Genomic DNA, 20615 nt, shown 5'->3' on the forward strand with positions numbered 1-20615 from the left:
TGCGCGTTGTCTCCAGCCGCGTCGTGTCCAGCCGCGTCGTGTCCAGCCGGGTCGTCTCCGGCCGGGTCGTCTCCAGCCGCGTCGTGTCGGGTGGCTGATCCAGCCCTCCGCATCAGATGACAGAGCACCACACAGCACCACGGCACCACGGCACCGAATGAGGAAAGGGAGCCCGCGCCGGTCAGGACGGGACGGCACCCGACGGGCATGGGCGTCGTCCCCCGGCCCGGGCGGGCTCCCCCACGGAAGCGATCGACCACCGCAACGAGCACCATCTGGAGGCACATCGTGTCCGGCGACGAGACGTATCCGGCCACCGTCGGGCAGCTGTCCGTCTGGCGCGACATCGAGCGGTTCCCGCCCGACCGGCTGTGGGAGGCCAACCTGTCCTTCGTCTGGGACCTGCCCGAGGGCGACTGGACGCAGGAGCAGGTCTGGGCCGCGCTCGGCGCCGTCGCCATGCGCCACGCCTCGATGCGCACCACCTACGTCATCGACCCCGAGGGCTTCCCCCGGCAGCGGATCGCCGCGCACACCGCCGAGGAGGTCCTCGCGCAGGTCAGGCAGGGCACCGCCGACGTCGCCGAGCGCGAGGCGAAGGACGCCGCGGAGATCCGCCGCGCCATCGACGCGCTCACCGAGCTGCCCTGGCGGGCGTGGATCCTCCTGGAGGGGGACGCGCCGCGGCAGGTGCTGATCGTGGTCAACCACATGGCCGCCGACGGGGTCGCCTCGGTCGTGCTGCGCGAGGACTTCGAGACCATCCTCGGCGGCACCGGGCTGCCGCCGGCGCCCGGCCCCCTCGAGCTCGCCCTCAACCAGACCGGCGAGGGCAGCGGCCGGCTGCGCAACGCCGAGCGGTACTGGCGGCGCACCCTCGCCGCGGCGCCCCGGCGGCACGAGACCGGCGAGCTCGACCCCGTCGGCGCGGTGCTGCAGACCGGGATCCCGATGCCGCAGGCGCACGAGGCGATGGCGAAGTTCGAGGTCACCCTCGCCAGCCTGATCCTCGCCGCGTACTACCGCGGCATCCAGGCCGCGACCGGCGAGCAGGAGGTGCTGCTCTTCCCGATGTCGGCCAACCGCTTCGACGAGCAGCACGCCCGGGTCGTGACCAGCCTGAACCAGTGGGCGCCGCTGCTGCTGGACCTCGACGCGGCCGAGCCGTTCGAGGAGATCCTGCCGAAGGTGCACTGGAAGGCGTTCAACGCGCTGAAGAACGGCGTCTGCTCACCGGACGCGATCTGGCAGATCCGCGACGAGCACGCCAAGCTCGACCCGCCGGCGGACCGCGGGTTCTACTACAACCCGATGCTCGCACCGCCCGGCTTCCCGTCCGAGGACCACCCCGTCGCGCCGAAGATCGACTTCTTCGACCACGGCCGCACCACCGGACCCGGCTTCTACCTCATCGTGCGCGGCCTGACCTCGCTCAACCTGATGTTCCGGGTGAACCGGTCCGGCTTCGACCGCGACTCGCTGACCACTGTGATGACCACGATGCAGGAGTGCTTCGCGCAGACGCTCGGCGGCGAACGGTTCTGAGCACACGACAAGGGGGCGCGACCTGCACAGGTCGCGCCCCCTTCACGTACAGCAGCGGCATCAGTCCCGAAGCGAACGCCCGGTCTTGGTGAGGAAGACGTCGTCCAGGGTCGGGCGGTGCAGCTCGATCGTCTCCAGCTTGATGCCGGCGCCCTCCAGGGTCCGCATGATCTGCGGGATCGCCGAGTCGCCGGACTCGACGTTGAGCCGCAGCTCGTTGTCCTCACGGACCTCGACACCGTTGGCGAACGGCTGCTCGCCGAGCAGCTCACCGGCCCGTTCGGCCTCGTCACCGACGACCACGGTCACGACGTCGCCGGAGATCTCGCGCTTCAGGTCCGCCGGGGTACCCTCCGCGACGATCTCCCCGTGGTCGATGATCGCGATGCGGTCGCACAGCGCGTCGGCCTCGTCGAGGTAGTGGGTCGTGATGAAGACCGTCATGCCCTCGGCCCGCAGCCGGCGGATCTCGTCCCACATGTGCGCGCGGCTCTGCGGGTCGAGGCCCGAGGTGGGCTCGTCCAGGAACAGCACCTGCGGCTGGTGGATGATGCCCATCGCGATGTCGACGCGGCGGCGCTGGCCACCGGAGTAGGTCTTGCACTTGCGGTCGGCGAACTCGGTGAGCTCGAACGCGGCCAGGGCCGCCTCCGCGCGCTTCTCCGCCTCGGCCTTGCCGATGCCGTACATGCGCGCCTGGAGCACGATCTCCTCGCGGCCGCTGACGTCGTCGGTGGTGCCGCCGCCCTGGGCCACGAAGCCGATGACGCGCCGCACCGCCTCGGGCTCGGCACGCAGGTTCGCCCCGGCGATCGTCGCCTCGCCGTCGTCGGGGGAGATCAGGGTCGCGAGCATCCGCAGGGTGGTGGTCTTGCCGGCGCCGTTGGGGCCGAGGAAGCCGAAGATCTCGCCCTGCGCGACGTCCAGGTCGATGCCCTTGACCGCCTCGACGCTGGTCGCCTTCTTGCCGCGGCCCGACTTGTAGACCTTCTTCAACCCTTTGATCTTGATCATGAGAGTGCTCCCTTACCGGACCGAGCGCGAGAATGTGCGGGCCGACCAGATCACGGCGACCACCATGAGGCCGGCGGTGATGGCGATGCTCTGCCAGATGGCCGGGTCGCTGGTGTGCCCGATGAACAGCGCCCGCAGGCCCTTGGCGGCCCAGTTGAACGGGTTGAAGTCGGCGACCGTGCGCAGCCACAGCGGCGCGAGCGCGAGGGGCAGCAGGGTGCCGGACAGCAGCATCAGCGGCTGGGCGATGTTGTTGACGACCTGGCCCAGGACGCTGGGGTTGGCGACGCGGATCGCGATGCCGTAGGAGATCGACGCCGACGACAGCGCGCACAGGGCGAGGATCGCGTAGCCGAGCAGCAGGCTGCCGATGTTGACGAAGACGCCGAACGGCAGCGACAGGATCGTGATGATGATCGACTGGACGATGACGGTGACGACGTCGCGCAGCGACCGGCCCAGCAGCAGCGCGACCCGGCTGACCGTGGTCACCCGGGACCGCTCGATGACGCCGTTGGCGAGGTCGCCGAGCAGGCCGAAGCCGACGTACAGGCCGCCGGCCAGGGCCAGCGCGATCAGCATGCCGGGCACGTAGATCTTGTACGCGTCGCTCATCGAGTTGGCGCCGACGGACGAGAGCGCCGGCTTGAGCAGCGGCGCGAACAGGATCAGGTAGACCGCCGGCTGGGCCACGCCGAGGACGACCCACAACGGCGACCGGAGCATCAGCAACATGTGCCGCTGGAAGATCAACCAGGTGTCACGCAGGAGTTTCACGCGCTTGCTCGCTTTCAGACGTCGTGCTTGAGGAGAGGAGGTGGGTCAGTGCCGTCGCGGCGGCCTCGGCGCCACCGCCCGCGAGCAGTCGCTTGCCCGTCACCCGCGCCGCCTCGGCGTACCTGGGGTCGTCGAGCAGGTCGAGCAGCGCGGCGCGCAGCGCTTCGGGCCGGGCGTGGTCGATGGAGACCCGCAGCCCGGCGCCGGCCCGCGCCACCGCCGAGGCCATGAGCGCCTGGTCGCCCTTGATCGGGGCGACGAGCAGCGGCACGCCGTGCACCAGGGACTCGTTGACGGTGTTGGCGCCGCCGTGGCTGACCACCGCGTGCAGGTGCGGCAGCAGGTCCAGCACCGGCACCGGGCGGCGCACCAGCACGTGATCCGGCTCGCCGGTGATGGTGCCCTGCGGCGCGACGACGACCGCCTGGAGCCGCTCGCCGAGCGGCTCGATCGCGGCCAGGATGCGCGGGTAGAAGTGCGCGGCCTGGTCCATGTTGAGGGTCCCCATGGTGACCAGCACGTGCTGACGGTCCGGGTCGAGCCAGTCGAACGGGAAGTCCGGGTCGGGCGCGCGCTCCGCGATGGACGGGCCGACGGTGACGGTGTTCGGCGGCAGCTGCGACGGGTCGTCGAGGAGGTCCTCGCCGAGGAAGCTGATCAGCAGGTGCGGGGAGAACCGCAGGTCCCACGGCGGGTCGCCGTCGTGGCCCGCGACGGTCCACGCGGTGCGCATCTGCTGCTGGATCCACTCCTCCACGCGGGGCAGCCCGCGGGCGAACGGCCTGGTCAGCTCCATCGCGCTGGACGCGACGGTGGCCCACGGCAGGCCGTAGCGGTGCGCGACGATCGGCCCGGCGATGGCGTGCTGGTCCACGACCAGCAGGTCCGGCCGGAACGCCTCGACGGCCGCCTCGACGCCTTTGCGGGTGTACTTGGTGTGCGGCAGGATGTAGCCCTCCCACCGCGAGCGGGTCGCGTCGAGGCCGCGTTCGGCCTGGCCGCGGTGGGCGCGCAGCGGGATCGGGTGGATCACCGCGTCGGGCCCGGCGAGGGGCCGCAGGAACGACTCCGACCCCGCCCACAGCACCTCGTGACCGCGGCTGAGCAGCACCTTCGCCACCGCGACCATCGGGTTCACGTGACCGGTCAACGGCAGCGACAGGAACAGGAAGCGGCTCATGCGGCGGTCAGCTCCGCGAGGTCCGCGACGGTGAGGTCGATCAGCTGCTGCAGGTCGAGGCCGCCGAGGTACGAGGGGAGGTCCACGCCGTACGCCTCCCGCATCCGCACACCCAGCTCGACGATCTCCAGGCTGTCGACGAACAGGTCGGTGTCGACGCGGGTGGACGGCGTGATGCCGGCCGCCCAGGCCTCGTCCTCGCCGGTGACCTGGCGCAGCAGCTCCACGATCTCCTGATGCGGCGCCGCGGCCACGACGATCAGTCCCCTGCCGCCGGCTTCGTGGCGCGCACGGCGCCGTAGGTCACCGCGCCGGTCTCGAAGCCCTTGAGCATCAGCGGGCCGGCGTAGAAGAAGCCGAGCACGTCGACGCCCCGGTCGCGGGCCAGGTCACGCATCATCGACCGGCCGTTGTCGAGCTCCTTGACCTGGGCGAACCCGGGCTCCCAGGAGTTGGCGACGTTGGCGCTCCAGTCTGCGATCGCGATGCCGGTGAACCCGGCGGCGGCGGCCAGCCGCTCGTGCTCCTCCAGCGACGAGAAGCTCGGCATGACCTGGTGGCGCAGGATCTGGTCGACGACCCGGGCCTCCTCGGCGGTGAGCTCGCCGTCGCGGACCGACCAGGTGGCGATCGCGACGATGCCGCCGGGCTTCAGCACCCGCAGGACCTCGGCGAAGAACGCTTCCCGGTCGGCGATGTGCATGAGACTCTCGACGGCCCAGACCACGTCGAACGACGCGTCCGGGTAGTCGTTGGCCATGAAGTCGCACTGGCGGAACCTCGTGCGCTCGCCGAGGCCCAGCTCCGCGGCCTTCTCGTTGGCCCGGGCGGCCTGCGCGGCGCTGAGGGTGACCCCCTCGACGGAGCAGCCCAGCGGCCCGGCCAGGTGCATCGCCGGCCCGCCGATGCCGCAGCCGACGTCCAGGACGTGGGCGCCGGCCGGGATGCCGGCGAAGTCGACCAGCTCCCGCACCAGCCGGTCGGTCGCGGCGTGCCGGTCGTCGTCGTTGCCGGGGCGCTCGCCGATGTCCCAGAAGCCGTGGTGCACGTGCTGGCCCCACAGGTCCTCGTACAGGTCCAGGGTGGTGTCGTAATACCGCTCGACAGCGGCGTTCAGCCCGGGCCCGGCCGGTGCGGACGGGTATGCGGAACTGGCATTTGCTTTCACAGTCGCAAATCTCCGAATGGGATCACCAGCTATGGGGCGTTCCTGGATAGGGACGCACGGAGCCCGGCCATTGTATGGGCGGCGCGCCGACGCTTGTCAATGCACGTTACATGGTCCGGGACGGGGCGTGGCCTGGGCTGTCGGAGATCGCGCAGGAGGAGCCTCATCATGCCGACATACATGGGGAATCGGTATATCGGCCCGACCCGACGTGGACGCGTGTCAATCGTGGCGTTTACGCACCGTAGCGCACTGCAATGGGCGGGAGGAGAGTGTTCTCAGGGTAGATACCGGTTGTATCCGGTGCGCCGCCAGTTGCGCGTAATGCCCTTTTTGGCAGTTGCGGGATGTCCCCCGAACCCGGATTGACCTGGGAGATCCGCAAAGCATGTCCCTGACCTGCCCGAATGGAGAACGTATCGAAGCAAACGATTCTTAGCGGACGTAGGCGTGGCAGAACGGACAAACAGCGGCACAGTCGGGTTGTGCACTCTTGTAAAACGGCTTTGATTGCGTAAGGTCTATGGCTAGTCGGGGTGACTATTTCCTGCGCATTGTGTCCGGGCGTGATTCGTGCCGGTGACCGCAGGCCCGCTCCCGGCTCTCGCCAGTGTGTTCAATCGGGGGCTGCACACGCTGATCGCCGGCCAACGTGGGCCGATCGGTCGGCGGAGCGGCCGCGCGCGGAGAAAGGGGTTCGCCGGTGACCGACGCCGTGCTCGAAACCCAGCCTGTCCCGCTCGACCCGTCGTGGGTCGACGAGGTGCTGCTGGCCGGCCCCGCCGACCAGGTCGCGCTGGTCTTCGACACCCCCGTCACCCGCGCGGACCTGCGCGCGCTGGTCGCCGCCAAGCAGTCCGTGCTCGCCGCCGCCGGCCTCGGCCGCGGCGGGTCCGTCGCGCTGGCCCTCGCCCCGTCGCTCGCGTTCGTCACGAACCTCCTCGCCGCCTGGCGCCTCGGCGCCCGGGCCGCGCTGCTGGACCACCGGCTCACCCCGTACGAGACGGACAACGCCCTGCAGCGGCTGGCACCGCAGGTCGTCGTCTCCGCCAAGCACGTCACCGGCGGGCCGCTGCGCGGCTTCGTCGAGATCGAGGAGCGCGTCGCCACCTACCCGGGGCGGCCCGCCGACACCACGCACGCGCTCATCCAGCTCAGCTCCGGCTCGACCGGCCCGTCGAAGGTCATCGCCCGCACCGCGGCGAACCTCGTCGAGGAGATCGAACGCTATGTGAAGATCGGCGCGGGAGTGCCGCAGGGCGGCGAGCGGATCGTCTCGCTCGCGTCCATGGTGCACGTGCTCGGTCTGGTCGGCGGCCTGCTCTACGGCCTGCACGCCGGCGTTCAGCTCGTGGTGCCGGCGCGGATGACCGCCGACGGCATCCTGTCCGCCGTCGCCGCCGGGCCCGAGCCGACCACCCTGCTCGGCGTCCCCTTCCACATCGAGCTGCTCTCCTCGGTGCAGACACCGCCCCCGCTCCCCCAGCTGACCGGCATGACCACCGGCGGGGAGCTGGTCCGCGCCGAGGTCTACGCCGGCTTCGTCGACCGCTACGACATCCGGCTCGGCAACATGTACGGCATGACCGAGGTCGGGGTCATCGCCACCGACCTGTTCGGCGAGCACCGCCCTTCCCTCACCCCCGCACCCGGTCTCACCGTCCGTGAAGAGGCCGGCGAGCTGCTCGTGTCGCTGCCCGCGTCGCCGTACCTGGGCCTCGTCGACCCCGCCCGCTGGGCCGACGGCTGGCTGCACACCAAGGACGCAGGCAGCGTCGACGAGGCCACCGGCAGGCTGCGCATCCACGGCCGGCGCGACTCCCAGGTCTCCGTCGGCGGCCTCAAGGTCGACCTGACCGAGGTCGAGCACACGCTTGCCGCGCTGCCCGGCGTCGCCAGCGCCGTCGTGACCTACGACAAGGCGATCGAGGCGTACGTGATGCTGCGCGACGGCGCCACCGCGGCGCAGGTCCAGGACCGGCTCGCCGAACGCCTCGCCGGCTTCAAGCGCCCGCGCGTGCTGAAGGTCGTGGAGCAGCTGCCCCGGACCGCCACCGGCAAGCTCGTCCGGGACCGCGCCGCGCTGCTGGCCGCCTCGGCCCCGGCGGCCGCAGCCGCTCCGGGCTCGACCGCGGGCGCCATCCCGGCGCAGCGGGTGGGAACAGACGTGACCGATGGCGCGACCGACCCGGTCGCGCCGGCACCTGTCAAGGAAGGGAACCACGCACGATGAGCGAGACGACCGACCAGGAGATTCGCCAGTTCCTGCTGGACTCGTTGACCGAGATGAACTACAGCGTCGAGGACATCGACGACGACACCGCGCTCGGCCCGGCCGGCGCCGACCTCGAGTCGCTGTCGCTCGCCGAGCTCGCCGTCCGCGTCGAGGACCGCTTCGGCGTGCGCTTCGACGACGACGAGGCGGAGAAGCTGGCCGGGATGACCGTGGGCGAGTTCATCGCCGCCGTCGCCGAGCGCCGGTCCGCCGCTGCCACGGCGGGCAGCTGAGCGTGGCCGCTGCACCAACCCGCGACGACGTCGTGGCGATGCTCGCCACGTACGGCGACCGGTCGCCCGCGGACGTCGCCGAGGGGATCGACTCCCTGGAGCTCGCCTGGCTCGTCCACCAGCTCGAACAGCACTACGGCGGGCCGCTCGACCTCGATGACGACGCCCTCGCCCGCATGTCGACGGTGAGCGGGACGCTCGAGGTCCTCCAGGAACTGAAGGTCGAGACGGGTTCACGATGACCGCCACCATGACCGTTCGGCGCGGTCCGGGTGAGGTGGTGCTGACCGGCGCGGCCGTGCTCAGCGCGTTCGGCCGGGGCATGACCGCCCTGGCCGACGGCCTGGACGCCGGCACGCCGGCGTTCCAGCCGGTGGAGCGCTTCGACGTGACGGGACGGCGGGTCGGGGTGGCCGCGGTCATGCCCGGCTCCCCCGTCCTCACCGACGAGCTGGTGCGCGTCGTCGACGAGGCCTGTGACGAGGCCAAGCTCAGCACGGCCGAGCGGGCGGGCGCACCGCTCTTCCTCGCCCTGCACGGCGATCCGGCCCTCGCCAGGGTGGCCGAGGCGGACCGCCGCCGGCACAGCAGCACCGCGTTCACCGCCGCGCTCGCCGGCGGCACCGGGCTGGCCGGGGACCTGCCGCTGGGAGCGGGGATCCGGGCGTACACCTCGGCCTGCGTCGCGGCGAGCACGGCGGTCGCGGACGCGGCGGCGGCGATCGCCCGCGGCGAGCTCGACCGCATCGTCGTGGCCGGTGGGTACCTCGTGGACGCTGATCAGTTCTCCCTCTTCGACGCGGGCCGTGCACTGTCCACTGACGGACAGGTCCGCCCGTTCAGCGAAGGGCGGCGGGGCCTGCTGCTCGGCGACGGTGCCGGCGCGGTCGTCGTGGAGTCCGCCGCGGCGGCCCGCGAGCGTGGCGTGCCGGCGCTCGCCCGCCTCGCCGGCTGGGGACGGGCCGGCGACGCGTACCACCCGTGCCAGCCGCACCCGGAGGGCCACGGGCTCGCCCGTGCGATCACCGCGGCCCTGCACCGGGCCGGGATCGGCGCGGGCGACCTCGGTTACGTCAACGCGCACGGCTCGGGCACCGCCCAGAGCGACGTCGCGGAGTCCACGGCGCTGCGCACCGCGCTCGGCGAGCACGCCGCGACCGTGCCGGTCTCCTCGACGAAGTCGCTGCACGGCCAGGCCCTCGAGGCGTCCGGGGTGCTGGAGCTGATCGTCACCCTGCACGCGCTGCGCACCGGCCGGCTGCCGGTCAACGCGGGGTTCCTCGCCGCCGACGAGCACTGCCCGCTGAACCTGGTCCTCGACGGGTTCACCGCGGCGACCCCGTCCTACGCCCTGTCGCTGAACGCCGCGTTCGGCGGCGCCAACACCGCACTCGTGGTCGGATCGGCATGAGCGAACTGATCCTGGATCCGACGGAGCACGAGCAGGGTCTCGGTGCGGCAGAGCTGTTCGTCGAGGAGATCCCGCCGCTGACCGCCCTGGCCACGCGCGCCGGGCTCGACGTCGCCGCCGCCGCCGGCTGGCCGGAGCCCGGCGACGAGGAGCTGCCGAAGCTGGCCGGGTTCGTGCACTCGTCGTTCAACCCGCTGGTCGCCGCCATCGCCGGGCGCTGCCTGCAGCGCCGTCCGGAGAGCGCTCCACCGGCGGTGACCGCGATCGTGCTCGTCACGTCGACCGGCGACGCGGCCAGCGCGGCGCACGTCGCGGCCGCGGTCGACGCCGGCGGCCGGATCGGGCCGCTGTTCTTCTTCCAGTCGGTGCCCAACGCCGTCGCCGGGCACGTCGCCGCGAAGTGGGGCCTGACCGGCCCCGTCGTGTGCGTCGACAGCACCGACGCCGGGCTGGACGTGGCCCGGCTGCTGCTCGCCGACGGCGACGCCGGCGAGGTCCTCGTCGTCCTCCTCGAACAGGCCACCGTGCCCGAGGCCATCACCGGAACCAGCCACGACACCGCGTCCGCGGTCGTCGTGGTCGAAAGGGGTACAGCATGAGCAGATCCGTCGCGGTGACCGGGATCGGGCTCGTCACCCCCGTCGGTGGCACGGGCGCCGAGGTCTTCGACGCGATGTGCGAGGGCCGGTCCGGGCTCGTGAAGCCGCCGGCCGACCACCCCCTGGCAGGGTCCGCCGACGTCGCCGCGTTCTCGCCGCCGATCGACCCCACGTCGGTCCTGCCGGCGCCGGAGACCCGGGTCGTCGACCGGTACATCATCATGGCGATGGCCGCCGCCGAGCAGGCCCTCGCCGACGCCGGCATCGAGGTGGGGCGCGACGTCGACCCGTTCCGGATCGCCATCATCCTGTCCGGCACCGGCGGCCTGGCGACCCTCGACGCGCAGGCGGTCCTGCGCTCGCAGAAGGGCCGCCTCGGCGTCAGCCCCTACCTGCTGCCCGGGATGCTGCCGAACATGGGCGCGGCCCGGGTCGCGATGCGCCACGGCATCCAGGGGTACAGCTCCTCCATCGGCACCGCGTGCGCCGCCGGCGCCCAGTCGATCGGCGAGGCGGTGCGGCTGCTGCGCGCCGGCGAGGCCGACGTCGTCGTCGCCGGCTGCAGCGAGGCGCCGCTCTTCCCGACCCTCGCCGACACGTTCGGCAACGCCCGGGCGCTCGCCCGCGGCTGGGACGACCCGACCGCCGCGAGCCGCCCGTTCGACCGGCGGCGCAACGGGCTCGTCCTCGGCGAGGGCGCCGGGGTCTTCGTCGTCGAACGCGCCGAACACGCCGAGGCGCGCCGGGCCCGCCGGTACGCCGACATCGTCGGCTGGGGCGCCACCAACGACGCGCACCACCCCACCACCCCGCGCCCCGACGGGTCGGCCGCCGCCGCCTGCATGAGCCGGGCCGTCGCCGACGCCGGGATCACCCCCGGGGACGTCGGCTACGTCAACGCGCACGGCACCAGCACCAAGCTCGGCGACGTGGCCGAGTCGACCGCGATCCGCGCGGTCTTCGGTGCCGATGCCCCGCCGGTCAGCTCGACGAAGGGCGTGACCGGCCACATGCTCGGCGCCTCCGGGGTGGTGGAGGCCGCGGTGTCGGTCCACGCCCTGCTCCGCGGGCTGCTCCCGCCGACGCACAACCTGGACGAGCCGGATCCCGCCTGCGACCTGGACCACCTCCGCGAACCCCGACCCGCGCAGGTGACCCACGTCCTGTCCAACTCCTTCGGCTTCGGTGGCCACAACGTGAGCCTCGTCTTCGGCCGGCCGGAATCCGCCTGGACACGCACGGCGTGACGCCCGCGCGTCACAGACCCCTGGGAACGACCGATCAGAACCCGAAAGGGAAGCAGGCCATGCAGATCCTCGACACCGACCACATCGAGATGTTCGTCGGCGACGCCCGCCAGGCGGCGCACCAGCTGTGCGCCACGTACGGCTTCCACGTCTACGGCCACGGCGGCCCCGAGACCGGCCTCATGGGTCAGCGCAGCGTGCTGCTGGGGCAGCGCGACATCCGGATCCTGCTCACCTCCGGCCTCAGCGGCGGTCACCGGGCGAGCCGCTACGTGGCCCGCCACGGCGACGGCGTCGCGGTGATCGCGTTCGGCTGCGCCGACGTGGAGACGGCGTTCGCCGAGGCGGTGGCCGCCGGCGCCACCCCGATCCAGGCCCCGCAGCGGCTCGAGCACGGCGGTTCGACGGTCGTGACCGCGGAGGTGTCCGGCTTCGGCGACGTGACGCACCGGCTCGTGCAGCGCGCCCCCGGGGACGGCGCGTTCCTGCCCGGGGCGATCGACATGACCGGCGCGCCGACGGCACCGACGGACGCGGACCTGCTGCACACCATCGACCACGCCGCGATCTGCCTGCAGGCCGGCGAGCTCGACGCGACGGTCCAGTACTACGAGCGCGTCTTCGGCTTCTCCATGATCTTCCAGGAGTACATCGAGGTCGGCGAGCAGGGCATGCAGTCGAAGGTGGTGCAGAGCCCGTCGGGCGGCGTCACGTTCACGCTGATCCAGCCGGACCTGAGCCGCCGCGCCGGCCAGATCGACGACTTCCTGTCGTGGCACGAGGGCGCCGGCGTGCAGCACATCGCCTACAGCACCCACGACATCGTGCACGCGGTGCGCGCGTACAGCGCCAAGGGCGTCGAGTTCGCGCAGACGCCGGCGAGCTACTACGACGTGCTCGAGTCGCGGCTCGGCGCCGTCGACGTGCCCGTGGACCAGCTGCGGCCGCTCGGCATCCTCGTCGACCGGGACCACTGGGGGCAGATGTACCAGATCTTCGCCAAGTCGACGCACATCCGCCGCACGTACTTCCTCGAGCTCATCGACCGGCACGGCGCGCGGACGTTCGGCACCAGCAACATCCCCGCGCTGTACGCGGCCAAGGAGCGCGAGCTCGCCGCGGTGCGCGACACCACAGACGGCCTGCGCAGCTGACCCCTCCCCAGTCCTACTCCTGTCCTACTCCTGAAAGGACATAGACCTTGACCATCTCGCCCACGCGGACATTCGCGCTGTCCGACGACGAGCTGGCGCTGCTGCCGTCGGACGACGACGTCGAGCACTACGCCCAGCACGGCTGGTACCTGTCCAAGAAGATCTTCACCGACGACGAGGTCGACGAGCTGCTCGCGGCGAGTGAGCGGTTCTACGCCGGTGAGCGGTCCCGTTCGTTACCGGTCCGGCCGCCGCGCCTCGCCTACTGGGAGCCGTCCAAGGGCGACGTGCAACGGCACAACGACTACGTGCACTACGAGAGCGACCCGATCGCGCGGATCCTGCGCAAACCGCTGCTCGGCGCGGTCGCGGCGCGGCTGGCGAAGGCCGACGAGATCCGGGTCTTCCAGTCGACGCTGATCTACAAGCCGCCGATCGCGGGCGAGCCCAGCAATGTCGTGCCGTGGCACTTCGACCGGCACTACTGGGCCTCGTGCACGTCGGACAACATGCTCACCGCGTTCATCCCCTTCCACGACTGCGACGAGGAGATGGGGACCATCACGATGATCGACGGCTCCCACCGCTGGGAGGAGATCGGCACCGACGACACCACCACCCGGCACTTCGCCGAGCGCGACAACGACGACCTTGAAGTGATGCTCTCGGACAACGCCGCGTACAACAACGCGAAGGTCACCAAGGTCCCGATGATCATCCCCAAGGGACACATGAGCTTCCACCACTGCCGCACGTACCACGGCAGCGGCGCCAACCGCAGCGACCGGCCGCGGCGGGCGATCTCGTTCCACCTGCAGGACGGCGCCAACGCGTACCGCCCGTTCCAGCTCAGCACGGGGGATCTCGTGGCCTACAACCACGACGTGCTGGTGCGACGGACCGAGGACGGCCGTCCCGACTACTCCGACCCCGAGTACTGCCCCGTGCTGTGGCGTACGGCCTAACACACCTTCAGGAGGCTCACATGTCCCGATACGACTGGGGTCAGCGGCACCCCGGCATCGACCGGCTCGAGGCGCTGATCGCCGACGCCCGGACCGAGGTCGTCACCCACCCCATCTACGCCCGCCTGGACAGCCTGCCGGCGATCCAGACGTTCCTGGAGCACCACGTCTTCGCCGTGTGGGACTTCATGTCGCTGCTGAAGTCGCTGCAGCGCAACCTCACCTGCGTCGAGGTGCCGTGGATCCCGACCGGGCCGACCGGCAGCCGGCGGCTCATCAACGACATCGTCCTGGTCGAGGAGAGCGACGAGCTGCGCGGCGGCTTCATCAGCCACTTCGAGCTGTACCTGCTCGGCATGCAGGAGGCCGGCGCCGACACGACCGTCATCGACACCTTCATCTCGCTGCTGCGGGACAAGACCCCGGTGCCGGCGGCGATGGCGGCCGCGGGCGTGCCCGAGGCCTCGGCGGAGTTCGTCGGGCTCACCTGGCACCTCATCGACACCGCGCCGATCCACTGCCAGGCGGCGGCGTTCGCGTTCGGCCGCGAGGACCTGATCCCCGACATGTTCCAGCAGGTCGTGAAGGTCAACGAGCAGGGCGGGCAGCTCGGCACCTTCGTCGACTACCTGGAGCGGCACATCGAGGTCGACGGCGAGTTCCACACGCCGATGGCCATGCAGATGGTCACCGACCTCTGCGGCGACGACGAGAACAAGTGGAACGAGTGCGTGGAGACGATCAACCTCGCCCTCGTCGCCCGCGCCAAGCTCTGGAGCGGCATCCTCGCCAAGATCGACGAGAAGGTCCTCGCGGCCTAGTCCACCGTTTCGCTGAAGGAGTACCACGTGACTGACGCCGCCGGGCTGTACCGGACGGTCCGCCTCATCCGCCGGTTCGAGGAACGCGCGATCGAGCTCGTCCGGGACGGCACGATCGTCGGGGGGATCCACCCGTACATCGGGCAGGAGGCGATCGCGGCCGGCACCTGCGCCGCGCTGCGGCCCGGCGACGTCATCACCAGCACGCACCGCGGGCACGGGCACGTCCTCGCCAAAGGCGCCGACCCGGCCCGGACCCTGGCCGAGCTGGCGGGCCGGGCGACCGGCCTCAACGCCGGCCGGGGCGGCTCCATGCACGCCGCGGACTTCAGCCTCGGCATCCTCGGCGCCAACGCGATCGTCGGCGCCGCGGTGCCGATCGCGACAGGTGCGGCGTGGGCGGCGCGGCGGGCCGGCAAGGACCTCGTCGCCGTCACCTACTTCGGCGACGGCGCGGTCAGCCAGGGCGTGGTGCTGGAGACGATGAACCTCGCGTCGCTGTGGAAGGTGCCGGTGGTGCTCGTCTGCGAGAACAACGGCTTCGCCACCACCACCCGGGTCGAGCAGGCGGTGGCCGGCTCGATCACCGGCCGGGCCGAGGCCTTCGGCATCCCGGCGTCCACAGTGGACGGCAGCGACCCGGAGGCGGTGCTCGCCGCGGCCACGGAAGCGGTCGAGCGGGCCCGCGCCGGCGGCGGCCCGTCGTTCATCGAGTGCGTCGCCTACCGCTTCGACGCCCACCACACCTGGGAGCACGCGGCGCGGCCGCGGTACCGCACCGACGACGAGGTCGCGGTCGGTGTCCAGCGCGACCCGGTGGCGCTGCAGGGCTCCCGCATCCCGGTCGCGGACCGGGACCGGATCGACGCTGAGATCGAGGCGCTGCTCGACGAGGCCGTCCGGTTCGCCGTCGACAGCCCGCTGCCGGACCCGGCCGGCGCGCTCGACCACCTGTACGCGGACGGCCTGCGGGCCAGGGCGGGGGTCTCCTGATGCCGAACCTGTCGTACCTGAAGGCACTGAACCGGGCGCTGACGACCGAGATGGCCGCCGACCCGAGCGTGGTCGTGTTCGGCGAGGACGTCGGCGTCGCGGTCAGCAACGTCACCACAGGACTGCTGAAGAAGTTCGGCCCCGAACGGGTCGTCGACATGCCGATCTCGGAGCAGGGGTTCACCAGCTTCGCGACCGGCGCCGCGATGGCCGGCCAGCGGCCCGTGATCGAGTTCCAGATCCCGGCGCTGCTGTTCCTCGCGTTCGAGCAGATCGCCAACCAGGCCCACAAGTTCTCGCTGATGACCGGCGGGCAGATCAACGTCCCGGTCACCTACCTGCTGCCGAGCTCCGGCTCCCGCGGCGGCTGGGCCGGGCAGCACTCCGACCACCCGTACAGCCTCTTCGCCCACGTCGGCGTGAAGACGGTCGTGCCCGCGACCCCCGCCGACGCCTACGGCCTGCTGCTGACCGCGATCCGCGACGACGACCCCGTCATCGTGTTCGCCCCCGCGGGCGCGATCGGGGTCCGCGACGACGTCGACTTCGCCACGCTCGCGCCGGTGCCGCTCGGCGTCGGCCGCGTCCACCGCCCCGGCGACGACGTGACGGTCGTCGCGGTCGGCCACCTCGTGCACGACGCGCTCGCCGTCGCCGAGGAGCTCGCCGGGACCGTGTCGGTGGAGGTGTTCGACCCGCGGACGCTGCACCCGTTCGACTGGGCCGGGCTCGCCGCGTCGCTGGAGCGCACCGGCCGGCTCGTCGTCGTCGACGACTCCAACCGTTCCTGCGGCATCGGCGGGGAGATCCTGGCGACCGCCGCGGAGCAGATGCGCCTGATCGCGCCACCGAAACGGATCACCCGCCCCGACGGCGCGGTGCTGCCGTTCGCCCGGGAGCTGGACCTGGCGCTGCAGCCGACCCGCGCGCAGATCCGCACCGCCGTCGAGCAGGTGGCGAAGCTTTCGTTCCCCACGCAGACCGAGGAGTAGACCCATGGCGTCCACGAGCATCCGGGCGGCGCTCGCCGCCGACCCCGACGTCGGTGCCGGCAACGTGCTGCACAAGCTCATCGAGCACGGCGCGGCGCTGGACGGGCCGGGCATCGCGTTCGACGTCGACGTCGACGGCTTCCCCGCCTGGCAGGGCCTCACCCTCGGCGAGCTGCGTGACCGCGCCGCGGCCAGGGCCGCCTGGTTCCAGGCCAACGGCATCACCCGGCGCGACCCCGTCGCCGTCTACGTGACCAGCAGCGCCGACTGCTTCCTCAACTGGATGGGCCTGGTCTGGCTCGGCGCGATCCCCGCGCTGATGAACCCGAACATCGCCGGTGACATCGCCGTGCAGTACATCGCCAAACTGCGCGCGACCGCGCTCGTCACCGACGCGGCCCACCTCGAGCGGCTCGCCGGCCACGACGTCGGCATCCCCGTCATCGACGCCGCCGACACCGGCACCGGCGACCCGGCGCAGGCACCCGCGCCGTTCAAGCACCACGCCGACGACCCGATCGCCATCACCCATTCCTCCGGCACCACCCGCATGCCGACCGCCGTCGTGCACTCGCACGCCAGCCTGTTCCACGCCACCCGCAAGATCCGGCTGAGCGGCCCCAGGGCCCAGGGCACCGAGCGGATCCTCAGTGCCCTGCCGGCCCCGCACGCGGCCGGCATCATGACCATCAACCACGCCCTGAGCAACCGGTCCGACCTGCTGTTCCTGTCGCAGCAGAGCGACGGCGGCGCGGTGCTGGACGCGATCGAGCGGTGGAAGCCGACCGGCGTCTTCGGCTTCGCGGTCACCTGGTCGGAGCTCGCCCGCTTCGACCTGACCCAGCACGAGATGGACTCGGTGTCGCTGTGGTTCAACACCGGCGACTGCGCGCACGAGCCGCACATCCGCAACCTCGTGAACGTCGGCAGCCACAACACCGTCACCCGCTCCGCCGACGGCCGCCCGGTCGTCCAGCGGGTCAAGGGCTCCAGCTTCGTCGACGGGCTCGGCTCGACCGAGATGGGGCACTCCGCGTTCCACATCACCCACAGCCCCGACACCGAGCGCTACGGCCGGTGCGTCGGCGTGCCGCACGTCTTCGCCGACGTGGCGCTGCTGGACACCACGACCGGCGAGGAGGTGCCGGTCGGGCAGGTGGGCCACTTCGGCCTCAAGTCCCCGACGCTCGCACCCGGCTACTGGAACGACCACGCCAACACGTACAAGCACCGGCTCAACGGCTACTACCTCACCGGCGACCTGATGTTCCGCGACGCGGAGGGCTACTACTACCACGTCGACCGGGCCGTCGACTCCGTCGACCTCGGCGGCGGAAACTGGCTCTACACCGCCATGTCGGAGGAGCAGATCCTGCGCGCGGTGCCCGACGTGCGCGACTGCACCATCGTGTCGTTCAAGACCGACGCCGGCGTCGTCTCCGACGTGCTGCTGTCGCTGCACGAGAGCGCCGACCCGACCGTCGACCACACGGCGGCGGTCGCGGCCGCGCTCACCCCGGCCGCGGCGGCGACGCTGCGGAAGGTCGTCGTGTTCCCCGACGAGAACATCGTCACCGGCCCCACCGGCAAGGTCCGCAAGTTCCTGATGCGGCAGCGGCATCTCGCCGAGTTGGCGAATGCCTGACACGTACCTGCCGGCCCCTTCGCTGGTCGCGACCACCCGGATCCCGGTGCGGTTCGACGGCGAGGGGGCCGGGACCGGGCCGCTGTCATGGGGACAGCTCGGGATCTGGCAGGCCATGGTCCGCCAGCGCTCCTGGCTGCCCATCGGCGGCTGGGCGCAGGTGGCCGAGGGGACCACCCTCGAGGACCTCGCCGACGACCTGCGCTGGGCGATGCGCCGGTACCCGACGTTCCGCACCCGGCTGCGCTTCACCGCCGACGGCACGCCGCTGCAGGCGGTGGCCGGCTGGGGCACGATCGGGCTGGACGTCTTCGACGTGCCCGACGGCGCCGATCCCGCCGCGTTCACGGCCTCGGTCGACACGCACTACCGGGCCCTGCCCTACGACTTCGTCGAGGAGTGGCCGGTGCGGATGGGGGTCGTGCGGGTCGGCGGCGTCCCCGCCTACCTGTCGACGGTCACCTGCCACCTGGTCACCGACGGCTTCGGCGGCCTGCTCATGCTCCGCGAGGTCGCCGCCCGGCGCACCGACCCGCCCGGGCCGACCACCGGCCTGCAGCCCCTCGCACAGGCGGCCTGGCAGGCGTCGCCGGAAGGGCAGAAGCAGGCGGCGAAGGCGCTGCGGCACTGGGACAGGATGCTGCGGCAGCTGCCCCCGGTGGTGCCGCCGGCCTCCCGGCCCGGGCCGCGGTATCACCGGGGCTCGTTCGTCTCGGCGGCGCTGTACCGCGCGACCCACGCCGTGTCCGTCGTCTTCGACATCGACACGTCGCAGGTGCTGATGACGTTCCTGGCACTCGCCGTCACCGCCCAGGCCGGTGACGGACGGCCCGCGATCATCCGGCCCATGGTGGACAACCGGTTCCGCCGCGGGCTCGGCGACGTCGTGGCGATGGTGGCGCAGCACGGCATCTGCGTCGCCGACGTCGCCGGGCTGCCGTACGAGGAGGCCATGCGCAGGACCGGGATCGCGGCGATGCTGGCGTACAAGTGGGCCTACCACGACCCGGCGGCGGTCGCGGCGCTGGCCGCGACCCTGGACGTCGACCTCGACGCGGGGGTCTGGTTCAACGACCGGCGGACCATCAGCAGGCAGATGTTCCCGGGCCCCGTGCCCACCGCCGCGCAGGTCCGCGACGCCGCACCGGGCGTGTTCACCTGGACCGTCGCGCAGGACGACCCCTACGACCCGCTGAACATCGACGTGGACGACGCGCCCGGCGAATTCCGCCTGACCTGGTTCACCGACACGTGGCGGACGCCTCCCGCCCGTGTGGAGGCGCTTGCCCGGGCGGTCGAGGCGCTCGCCGTACAAGAGGCGCTGACGGCACTGGAGAACTTCGCCGGAACGGAGTCGTCGTGACCGCTCTCGCCGCCATCGGCACCTACGTGCCCCCGGACCGCGTGCCGATCGAGTCGCTCGCCGACGAGTTCGAGCTGACGCCCATGCAGCTGCGGGTGTTCCGCCGCTACCACAAGCTCGGCTCCGCCGCGCAGGCGCCGGACCTGTCCCTCACCGAGCTGCTCGGCCTGGCGGTCGCCGACCTGCGGCTCACCGCCGCGCAGACGGCGCGGATCCGGTACGTGCTCTACGCGCGGACGTTCCCCGGCGTGGTGCCCTACCCGTTCAACCCGCTGCACGAGGTGTGCCGGTCGTTCGGGCTCCAGCACGCCTCCGCCTTCGCCGTCGGGCACCACGCGTGCGCCTCCGGGCTGCTCGCCCTCGACCTCGCCGGGCGGCTGCTCGCATCGGCCGACCCGTCCGCGCTCGCGCTCGTCCTCACCGGGGAGAAGGCCTTCACCGGCGAGGCGCGTTTCGTGCCGGAGACGTCGATGTTCGGCGAGGGGGCGGCGGCCTGCCTGGTCTCCGCCACCGGACCGAGGGACCGGCTCCTGTCGTACGTCGCGGACCTGCGGGGCGAGTTCGACGGGGAGCTGGAGGAGGTGGCCGGCGAGTTCCAGCGGATCTACCACGACGCGCTGGGCGCCGCCGTCACGTCCGCCGTCGAGCGGGCCGGGCTGACCCTGGCGGACATCTCGCTCATCCTGCCGCACAACGTGAACGTGGTGGCCTGGCAGCGGGTGTGCAAGCGGATCGGCTACCCCCTCGACCAGGTGCTGCTCGACCACGTCGCCGACTACGGGCACGTCTTCTGCGCCGACGCGTTCCTCAACCACCGCACCGCCGTGCGGCGCTCGCTGCTGCGCCCCGGCGACCACTACGTCATCGCCGCCGCCGGCGCGGGCCGCGGCGCGACCTTCTCCGCCATGGTCTTCACGCATTAGGTTCTGTTTTTGAAGGGGTTTGTCATGAGCGACACCACGACCATCGACCCGGACCTGCGCCAGCAGGTCGTCGACACGATCTGCGAGCTGCTGCCCCGTGTGCTGAAGCGGGAGGTCACCGGCGCGTCGGAGACCACCACGCTCATGGACGACCTCGGCATGAGCTCCACCACCGGCCTGGAGCTGGTCCTCGAGCTGGAGGACAAGCTGGAGCGCGAGATCAGCGTCGAGGACATGGGCCGCGACAACTTCGAGACGGTCGGCAGCCTCGCCGACTACGTCGCCGGAAACCTGCTGCCGGAAGAGTGAG

The 20615-nt window shown here is 71.8% G+C and carries 21 protein-coding genes; 16 read left to right on the forward strand and 5 right to left on the reverse strand.

From position 1 onward, the window contains the following. Nucleotides 1–288 precede the first annotated feature (288 nt). Nucleotides 289–1545: a condensation domain-containing protein gene (locus ACFY3L_RS39040; RefSeq protein ID WP_389336331.1), complete on the forward strand. Its 1257-nt coding sequence runs from the start codon at nt 289–291 to the stop codon at nt 1543–1545. A 60-nt stretch (nt 1546–1605) separates the two neighbouring features. On the opposite strand, the gene ACFY3L_RS39045 is transcribed toward ACFY3L_RS39040, so the two are convergent. Genes ACFY3L_RS39045 through ACFY3L_RS39065 form a run of 5 tightly spaced genes read right to left on the reverse strand, consistent with a single transcriptional unit; the run spans nt 1606 to nt 5684 of the window. Then, nucleotides 1606–2559 carry an ATP-binding cassette domain-containing protein gene (locus tag ACFY3L_RS39045; RefSeq protein ID WP_389336334.1) on the reverse strand — a complete coding sequence of 318 codons (954 nt, stop codon included), beginning with the start codon at nt 2557–2559 and terminating at the stop codon, nt 1606–1608. A gap of 12 nt (nt 2560–2571) precedes the next feature. Then, nucleotides 2572–3336, reverse strand: a complete 765-nt coding sequence (locus tag ACFY3L_RS39050) for an ABC transporter permease (RefSeq protein ID WP_389336337.1) — start codon at nt 3334–3336, stop codon at nt 2572–2574. After that, nucleotides 3320–4516: a glycosyltransferase gene (locus tag ACFY3L_RS39055; RefSeq protein ID WP_389336340.1), complete on the reverse strand. Its 1197-nt coding sequence runs from the start codon at nt 4514–4516 to the stop codon at nt 3320–3322. Before ACFY3L_RS39055 ends, ACFY3L_RS39050 begins: the two co-directional genes overlap by 17 nt. Then, nucleotides 4513–4770, reverse strand: a complete 258-nt coding sequence (locus ACFY3L_RS39060) for an acyl carrier protein (RefSeq protein WP_389336343.1) — start codon at nt 4768–4770, stop codon at nt 4513–4515. The genes ACFY3L_RS39055 and ACFY3L_RS39060 overlap by 4 nt, the downstream gene beginning before the upstream one ends. Nucleotides 4771–4775: 5 nt before the next feature. After that, complete coding sequence (locus tag ACFY3L_RS39065; RefSeq protein ID WP_389336346.1) at nt 4776–5684, reverse strand: methyltransferase domain-containing protein; 909 nt, start codon at nt 5682–5684, stop codon at nt 4776–4778. 703 nt (nt 5685–6387) lie between these two features. Here ACFY3L_RS39065 and ACFY3L_RS39070 point away from each other — a divergent pair. The 15 genes from ACFY3L_RS39070 (at nt 6388) to ACFY3L_RS39140 (ending at nt 20614) form a co-directional block, all read left to right on the forward strand. Then, nucleotides 6388–7917 carry a class I adenylate-forming enzyme family protein gene (locus tag ACFY3L_RS39070; RefSeq protein WP_389336348.1) on the forward strand — a complete coding sequence of 510 codons (1530 nt, stop codon included), beginning with the start codon at nt 6388–6390 and terminating at the stop codon, nt 7915–7917. Beyond that, nucleotides 7914–8192: an acyl carrier protein gene (locus ACFY3L_RS39075; protein ID WP_344502394.1), complete on the forward strand. Its 279-nt coding sequence runs from the start codon at nt 7914–7916 to the stop codon at nt 8190–8192. Before ACFY3L_RS39070 ends, ACFY3L_RS39075 begins: the two co-directional genes overlap by 4 nt. 38 nt (nt 8193–8230) lie before the next feature. Further along, nucleotides 8231–8434: a hypothetical protein gene (locus ACFY3L_RS39080; RefSeq protein WP_389336529.1), complete on the forward strand. Its 204-nt coding sequence runs from the start codon at nt 8231–8233 to the stop codon at nt 8432–8434. An 8-nt stretch (nt 8435–8442) separates the two neighbouring features. Further along, nucleotides 8443–9603 carry a beta-ketoacyl synthase N-terminal-like domain-containing protein gene (locus ACFY3L_RS39085; RefSeq protein WP_389336352.1) on the forward strand — a complete coding sequence of 387 codons (1161 nt, stop codon included), beginning with the start codon at nt 8443–8445 and terminating at the stop codon, nt 9601–9603. 86 nt (nt 9604–9689) lie between these two features. Beyond that, nucleotides 9690–10202 carry a beta-ketoacyl synthase N-terminal-like domain-containing protein gene (locus tag ACFY3L_RS39090; protein WP_389336532.1) on the forward strand — a complete coding sequence of 171 codons (513 nt, stop codon included), beginning with the start codon at nt 9690–9692 and terminating at the stop codon, nt 10200–10202. Further along, the gene (locus tag ACFY3L_RS39095; RefSeq protein ID WP_389336355.1) at nt 10199–11449 is read left to right on the forward strand and encodes a beta-ketoacyl-[acyl-carrier-protein] synthase family protein; all 1251 of its coding nucleotides are present in this window, start codon (nt 10199–10201) and stop codon (nt 11447–11449) included. The genes ACFY3L_RS39090 and ACFY3L_RS39095 overlap by 4 nt, the downstream gene beginning before the upstream one ends. Nucleotides 11450–11508: 59 nt before the next feature. After that, nucleotides 11509–12603 carry a 4-hydroxyphenylpyruvate dioxygenase gene (gene hppD / locus ACFY3L_RS39100; RefSeq protein WP_389336358.1) on the forward strand — a complete coding sequence of 365 codons (1095 nt, stop codon included), beginning with the start codon at nt 11509–11511 and terminating at the stop codon, nt 12601–12603. Nucleotides 12604–12656: 53 nt separating this feature from the next. After that, nucleotides 12657–13568: a phytanoyl-CoA dioxygenase family protein gene (locus ACFY3L_RS39105; RefSeq protein WP_389336535.1), complete on the forward strand. Its 912-nt coding sequence runs from the start codon at nt 12657–12659 to the stop codon at nt 13566–13568. Between the two features lie 20 nt (nt 13569–13588). Further along, a complete protein-coding gene (locus ACFY3L_RS39110) occupies nt 13589–14389 on the forward strand; it encodes a DUF3050 domain-containing protein (protein ID WP_389336361.1) in 801 nt (266 codons plus the stop codon). A 27-nt stretch (nt 14390–14416) separates the two neighbouring features. After that, complete coding sequence (locus ACFY3L_RS39115; RefSeq protein WP_389336363.1) at nt 14417–15382, forward strand: thiamine pyrophosphate-dependent dehydrogenase E1 component subunit alpha; 966 nt, start codon at nt 14417–14419, stop codon at nt 15380–15382. Next, on the forward strand, nt 15382–16374 hold the full coding sequence (locus tag ACFY3L_RS39120; protein WP_363411797.1) for a transketolase C-terminal domain-containing protein: 993 nt from the start codon (nt 15382–15384) through the stop codon (nt 16372–16374). The genes ACFY3L_RS39115 and ACFY3L_RS39120 overlap by 1 nt, the downstream gene beginning before the upstream one ends. Before the next feature lie 4 nt (nt 16375–16378). Beyond that, complete coding sequence (locus ACFY3L_RS39125) at nt 16379–18019, forward strand: AMP-binding protein (protein ID WP_389336366.1); 1641 nt, start codon at nt 16379–16381, stop codon at nt 18017–18019. Further along, complete coding sequence (locus ACFY3L_RS39130) at nt 18012–19382, forward strand: hypothetical protein (protein WP_389336369.1); 1371 nt, start codon at nt 18012–18014, stop codon at nt 19380–19382. The genes ACFY3L_RS39125 and ACFY3L_RS39130 overlap by 8 nt, the downstream gene beginning before the upstream one ends. Beyond that, nucleotides 19379–20305: a 3-oxoacyl-[acyl-carrier-protein] synthase III C-terminal domain-containing protein gene (locus tag ACFY3L_RS39135; RefSeq protein ID WP_389336371.1), complete on the forward strand. Its 927-nt coding sequence runs from the start codon at nt 19379–19381 to the stop codon at nt 20303–20305. The genes ACFY3L_RS39130 and ACFY3L_RS39135 overlap by 4 nt, the downstream gene beginning before the upstream one ends. A 24-nt stretch (nt 20306–20329) precedes the next feature. Then, a complete protein-coding gene (locus ACFY3L_RS39140) occupies nt 20330–20614 on the forward strand; it encodes an acyl carrier protein (protein ID WP_344502406.1) in 285 nt (94 codons plus the stop codon). The last annotated feature ends 1 nt before the right edge of the window (nt 20615 follow it).

Source organism: Dactylosporangium sp. NPDC000521 (assembly GCF_042898305.1).
GTDB lineage: Bacteria > Actinomycetota > Actinomycetes > Mycobacteriales > Micromonosporaceae > Dactylosporangium.